5 protein-coding genes are annotated in these 6,655 nt (G+C 40.3%); all 5 read left to right on the top strand.

Annotation, left to right across the window (positions count from 1 at the left end):
* A partial coding sequence (locus B2X72_RS03460; RefSeq protein ID WP_286848276.1) for a sensor histidine kinase occupies positions 1 to 863 on the top strand: 863 nt, incomplete at its 5' end.
* Positions 864 to 875: 12 nt separating this feature from the next.
* Positions 876 to 1,610, top strand: coding sequence for a LytR/AlgR family response regulator transcription factor (locus B2X72_RS03455; protein WP_145326802.1), 735 nt, complete (start codon positions 876 to 878; stop codon positions 1,608 to 1,610).
* 124 nt (positions 1,611 to 1,734) lie between these two features.
* Positions 1,735 to 2,475, top strand: a complete 741-nt coding sequence (locus B2X72_RS03450) for an ImuA family protein (RefSeq protein ID WP_145326801.1) — start codon at positions 1,735 to 1,737, stop codon at positions 2,473 to 2,475.
* A gap of 2 nt (positions 2,476 to 2,477) precedes the next feature.
* A complete protein-coding gene (locus B2X72_RS03445; protein ID WP_145326800.1) occupies positions 2,478 to 3,977 on the top strand; it encodes a Y-family DNA polymerase in 1,500 nt (499 codons plus the stop codon).
* Between the two features lie 9 nt (positions 3,978 to 3,986).
* Positions 3,987 to 6,655, top strand: a 2,669-nt coding sequence (locus B2X72_RS03440) for an error-prone DNA polymerase (RefSeq protein ID WP_286848274.1), incomplete at its 3' end; no start/stop codon positions are given.

Genomic DNA, 6,655 nt, shown 5'->3' with positions numbered 1-6,655 from the left:
TTGAAAATGAACGTATCAATGAGATCAATACACGGTATGAAACTGAAAAAAAGGATCAGGCTATTAAGCTTTTAAAAACAACAAATGCATTCAACCATAAGATTATGGTCCAACAGCGCTGGATTTTTGTTATTTTATTTGCACTGATCTTTAGCATTGCGTTCTTCATTTATTACCGGAATAAACAAAAGCTATTGAAAAATATTAATCAGCGTATAGTTGCCGAAAATAGACAATTAATTTTAGAGCAGAAGACGCGACAAAACCAGCTTAATCCCCATTTTATTTATAATGCTATAGCTAATTTGCAAGGTTTGATCAGTAGTGAGCAAAAAGCAAAGGCAAATCAGTACCTCATCTTATTGTCCCGTCAAATTCGTGATATACTCGAATTAAATAGGGAAGAGTATATTTCTTTGGATCAAGAAATTAAATCATTAAAGAATTATATACTTTTACAGCAGATGCGCTATCAAGATGTATTTGATTTTGAAATTGAGAGCGGTAACTCGGATGTTGATGATGTCATGATTCCTCCTATGTTGATTCAGCCTTTTGTCGAAAACGCTATTGAACATGCTTTCAAAAATTTGAATTATCGTGGACAATTGCAAATTCTTTTTAATCAGGAAGCAGATCAATTGCATATTGTTATCAGTGACAATGGCTGGGGAATGCAATCTTATCAGAAAAATAATGCACACAAGACCTCTCTTTCACAAGTTATCACGAAAGAGCGCCTTGAGCTTTTGTTTAATGATCCTCATCAAAAAGCAAGGATTGAAATAAAGCCCAATTATAGAGAAGATAAAAGTGGATATCGCGTAGAACTCTATATCCCACTCGTTTTATATTTTAATTAAATACGTGAAATTATGAAAGTTTATATTCTTGAAGATGAGTATAATATCTATTTGTACATTAAGTCTTTATTGGATGCTATTCCTTATGTCCAGATCGTTGGTTATAGTCCATCAATCGCCCAAGCAGAACGTGAGTTACTTGTATCTAATCCAGATCTTATTTTAGCTGATATTCAATTGAAAGATGGATCAAGCTTATCCTTCCTCTCCGAGCTGAAATTGGACATAAATACAATCTTTATAACCGCATTTAACCAATATGCTATAGAAGCCCTTAATATAGGCGCTATTGCCTATTTATTAAAGCCTTTGGTTCCGGAACAATTTATAGAGGCTATTGAAAAATGCTATAAGAAAAATACAGAGTTTAGATTCAATAGCATGCAATTAAGTATGGCCGAAAGCTATCTGAAGTCACCAGTTAGACCAAAGAAAATAGCACTACGTACATTTGAATACACTCAGATTGTGAATATCGATGATATTCTTTATTGCCATGGAGATAAGGGTTATACTACATTTTATATTAAAGACAATAAACCGATGATGGTTTCGAAAGTCCTTAAGCACTTTGAAACTATGCTTCCTGAATCCGAATTTATTCGTTGTCATCAATCTTATTTAATCAATGCAAACTATATAAAAAAATATTTCAAGGATGGCCAGATAGAAATGTCCGATGGTAAAATGATTCCTGTTGCGACAAGAAAAAAAGATGTTATCCAGCAATTCTTGAATGATATATAAGGCTTGAAGTAACAAAGGCTCTACGGTTCTAAGTTCTGTTGTTTGCACTAAAAAATGTAGCATTCTCTTTTATTGCTAAAATAATTAGTATTATATTTGTGTGTAATATTAAATACGAGGGGCTATGATGTTAGAAGATAAACAGGCTTTGATCAGCAAACTTAAAAAGGACTTGCTTGCCTGGCAAGGGGTACCTCAAAGGTCAAATGATGCAAGCACGATGGGTTTGGGGCCATTGGAGAAAGCTTTTCCGAATGGAGTTTTTCCTAAAGGGGTAATACACGAGTTTGTGAGCTTTAACCGCATGGATAGTGCTGCATCCTGTGGGTTTATTGGTGGTCTCCTTGGAAAACTTATGCAAACTGATGGGATTTGTATTTGGATAGGCTCCATTCAAACGGTATTTCCAGCGGCAATCAGATCATTTGGGGTCGATCCAGCATCGATTGTTTTTGTTTCTATGAAACGGGAGAAGGATGTGTTATGGGCGATGGAAGAAGCGTTGAAATGCCATGGCATAACAGCCGTGCTGGCCGAAATACATCAGCTGGATTTTGTTCAGTCGAGGCGCCTTCAACTTGCCGTAGAAAAAAGTCGGGTTACAGGGTTTATACTTCAACATAACCCAAAGATCTTGTTGGCGACGAGTTGTGCGGCACGTTGGAAAGTCACTTCTTTACCTAGTCAATCGGATGATGGATTACCTGGTATTGGCTACCCTTGTTGGGATGTAGAGCTGCTCAAGGTAAGGAATGGTAGTCCAGCTAAAGAGCAAATAACCTGGTCTCCACAAGGATTTAAAACATTTTCTAAAAAGGAGATACAGGTAAAAGACTGGAATTATAACTACCAAAATCTTGGCTAGTCATGAAAAAAAGATTTGCCTCACTTTGGTTTCCTCATCTGAAAACAGATTGGCTCACTGTTTGCAAACCACATTTGCAAAATATTCCCTTTGTATTGTCCATCGCCGCTCAAGGAAGATTAATCGTCAGTGGGAGTAACTTATTAGCGGAGCAAGCGGGGGTGCATTCAGGTATGGCTATAGCGGATGCACGGGCATTTATTCCATCACTTAAAATAATCAATGAGCAAGCTGGATTGGCTGAAAAGTTACTCCATTCGATAGCAGAGTGGTGCATCAGGTACACACCACAAGTGGCATTAGATACGCCCGACGGTATCATCCTGGATATTAGTGGTTGTGCTCATCTTTGGGGCGGGGAGGCGGCCTACTTAACAAGTATTGTCTCGAAATTTAGACAACATGGTTATGATGTACGTATGGGGATTGCTGATACCATTGGGGCCGCATGGGCGGTAGCGCATTTTGGACACGAAGATATCATTATAAATGAACAGGCGCAGTCGGAAACGCTTCTTCCATTAAGTCCTGCTGCATTACGATTGGAAGATGTTCAATTGAAGCGCTTACAATCGCTTGGATTACGGTCAATCGGAAGTTTTTCAAAAATGCCACGTTCAGTGTTGCGTAGAAGGTTTGGCGATAGTTTACTGCTCCGACTGGACCAGGCCATGGGATTGGAAGATGAATTTGTTATTTCTATAAAACCCATCTTACCCTATGAAGAGCGTTTACCTTGTTTGGAGCCTATCTGTACAGCAAATGGTATTGAACTGGCTTTGGAAGATTTATTAAACAAGTTGTGTAAGCGTTTGTCGGGGGAGGGTAAAGGATTACGTGCAGCCGAATTGAATTGTCATCGCGTGGATGGAAAAATAGAGACCATTACTATTGAGACTAATCGTGCTACTGCTCAGGTTAAACATATCCTTCAATTATTTGTCCTAAAGATTCCGCAAATTGAACCGGCATTGGGAATTGAATTATTTACCTTGGGCGTATCCAAAGTTGAGACGGCAGATCCAGTTCAGGAAAATCTTTGGAACAATAGAATTGGTCTCAAAAACCCAACGGTTACCGAACTTTTAGATCGCTTGAAAAGTAGGGACGCCAATTGTGATATTTCACGCTATGTGCCATCTGCGCACTATTGGCCGGAACGATCCATGAAAATAGCGGCTAAAATGGATGAGGTTGCAGCTGTTGACTGGCAAACTGCAAGGCCACGTCCAACACGACTATTGAAGATCCCTGAACGTATTATAGTCACAGCACCCATACCCGACTATCCACCCATACTGTTCCGTTATAAGGGAGATACCTATACTATAAGGAAAGCAGATGGCCCCGAACGTATTGAACGCGAATGGTGGATTGATCCTGGTGAACATCGGGATTATTATGCGGTGGAAGATCTGCAAGGTCGGCGCTTTTGGTTATATCGCGCCGGGCATTATGACGGTCAGGCTGATCAATGGTTTATACATGGTTTTTTTGCATAAGGTTAGTGTATGGTATATTGTGAATTACAGATAACAAGTAATTTTAGTTTTCTCGAAGGTGCTTCTCATCCGGAAGAACTGATCGAGCAAGCGGCGCGATTGGGGTATAATTCTGTTGCAGTAACGGACCGCAATAGCCTTGCTGGAATCGTCCGTGCACATATGGCTGCAAAAAAAAACGGTATACGACTGATTCCTGCTTGTCGTCTAGATTTACAGGATGGGCCAAGCTTATTGGCATACCCCACAGATAAAGAGGCTTACGGACGGCTTTCAACATTGTTAACTGTTGGAAATCTAAGGACGGAAAAAGGAAGATGCGAATTGTACAAAAATGATGTGTTTCAATATGCTGAGGGGATTATATTCATTATTTGTCCACCTGAAAAACTAGTGGTCGGTTTTGAGCTTGAGCAGTCATTTATAGCGTTTGTACAGGAATGTCAACAGCGTCTACAGGGGTGTCTTAATCTAGGAATAAAAAAACTCTATCGTGGTGATGATGCTAAATTATTGTTTAGAATAAATCAGTTGGGCGAACACCTGGCTATCCCGCTTGTTGTACTTGGTGATGTATATTATCATGTACCTGAAAGGCGTGAATTGCAGGATATTTTAACCTGTATTCGTGAAAAATGCACAATACATACGGCTGGATTTAATTTATATCCCAATGCAGAGCGCTATCTAAAATCAATAACTGAAGTTGAACGCTTGTTTAGGTTGTACCCTGAAGCTGTAGAACAGAGTGTAAAAATTGCCAATGCTTGTCGTTTTTCCTTAGATGATTTGAAATATATCTATCCAGATGAATTATCATCTCATGGTCGGACTACACAGGAAGAATTAAGTTATTTAACTTGGGAAGGTGCCAGTAAACGATTTAACGGAGATATCCCGGATGTAATTCGCGAAACGATTCAAATGGAACTTGATTTTATCGAACGCAAAAATTATGCTTCTTATTTTTTGACGGTGTATGATTATGTTCGATTTGCGAAGGAAAAGGGAATTTTATGCCAAGGGCGTGGATCTGCAGCAAATTCAACCGTATGTTACTGCTTAGGTATTACTTCTGTTGACCCGTCAAAATACAGGCTTTTGTTTGCGCGATTTATGTCCGATGCACGCGATGAACCACCAGATATAGACGTCGACTTTGAACATGAGCGCCGTGAGGAAGTCATCCAGTATATTTATGAGAAATATGGCCGCAATCGTGCTGCTATCGTAGCAACTGTCACACAGGTGCGCTCCAAAGGGGCTATACGTGATGTTGGCAAGGCCATGGGGCTTTCCATGGATGCTGTAGGGCGTTTAGCAGGGGTTGTGAGTAGCCATTGGGACGATTATATCAATTTGGAACGTTTGGTTGAACAGGGCTTTAATCCGGAAGACCAACATTTGCGAAAAGTTCTCGAATTGACACATCAATATATTGGCTTTCCACGTCAATTGGGGCAGCATACAGGCGGATTTGTTATTACGCAAGGTAATTTGCATGAGCTTTGTCCTTTAATAAATGCCCGCATGGATAATCGGACAAATCTCGAATGGAATAAAGATGATCTTGAAGCACTCGGCTTTCTAAAGGTTGATGTACTTGCTTTGGGGATGTTGACCTGTATTCGCAAAGCTTTTGATCTCGCTAAAAAGCATTATGGAAAAGAGCTTACCCTGGCTGATATTGGGGCAGAAGACGATCCAAAGGTTTACGATATGATCTGCCATGCAGATACTCTAGGTGTATTCCAGATCGAAAGCCGGGCCCAGATGTCGATGTTGCCGCGATTAAAACCACGAGAGTTTTATGATCTAGTCATTGAAGTAGCTATCGTTCGACCTGGACCGATACAAGGCGATATGGTGCATCCCTATTTGCGCCGTCGAAATAAAGAGGAAGCTGTTGATTATCCCAGCACTGAGATCCAAACCATTCTTAAAAAAACCTTGGGGGTTCCTCTCTTTCAGGAGCAGGCCATGGAAATTGCCATAGTCGCTGCCGGATTTACTCCTGCGGAAGCCGATGAATTGCGGCGTAGCATGGCTACATTCAAAGCAAAAGGACAGGTATCTGCTTTTCACAAAAAAATGGTCGATGGTATGGTAAAGAAAAACTATACGGAAGAATTTGCCAATAGAGTTTTTAAGCAATTGGAAGGTTTTGGCAGTTACGGTTTTCCAGAGAGTCACGCAGCGTCTTTTGCTTTACTGGTGTATGTGTCCTCATGGCTTAAGTATTACTACCCCGATATTTTTGCGGCATCCTTACTCAATAGTCAGCCCATGGGCTTTTATCAACCTGCTCAAATTGTTATTGATGCACAGAAACATGGCGTAAAAGTACGTTCCATTGATATCAATCATTCTTCATGGGACAATACTTTAGAGGGAGAAATTGGAAAACCACATGCTCTTCGATTGGGTTTACGTCAGATCAAAGGATTTTCAAGGGAAGAGGCCGTTGTGTTGACTCAAGGTCGGCAGTCTGCCTATTCATCCATTACTGGTATGATGGATGTTGGACTATCTCTTATTGCGTTGGAGAAATTGGCTGATGCAGATGCCTTTACATCATTAGGTATTGATCGTCGGCAAGCGCTTTGGGAAATTACAGCATTGGGTGATCGGCCGATTGCATTATTTGAAGGTCAAGCATCTGAAAGTACCATGGAGGG

The sequence above is a fragment of the Sphingobacterium sp. UBA7253 genome (assembly GCF_002472745.1).
Taxonomy (GTDB): domain Bacteria; phylum Bacteroidota; class Bacteroidia; order Sphingobacteriales; family Sphingobacteriaceae; genus Sphingobacterium; species Sphingobacterium siyangense.
This window is presented reverse-complemented; position numbering and strand designations above follow the sequence as displayed.

What these genes read in the sequence shown, in the direction of transcription:
- B2X72_RS03455 (WP_145326802.1), top strand. Translation starts at nt 876, where the DNA reads ATGAAAGTTTATATTCTTGAAGATGAGTATAATATCTATTTGTACATT.
- B2X72_RS03445 (WP_145326800.1), top strand. Translation starts at nt 2,478, where the DNA reads ATGAAAAAAAGATTTGCCTCACTTTGGTTTCCTCATCTGAAAACAGAT.
- B2X72_RS03450 (WP_145326801.1), top strand. Translation starts at nt 1,735, where the DNA reads ATGATGTTAGAAGATAAACAGGCTTTGATCAGCAAACTTAAAAAGGAC.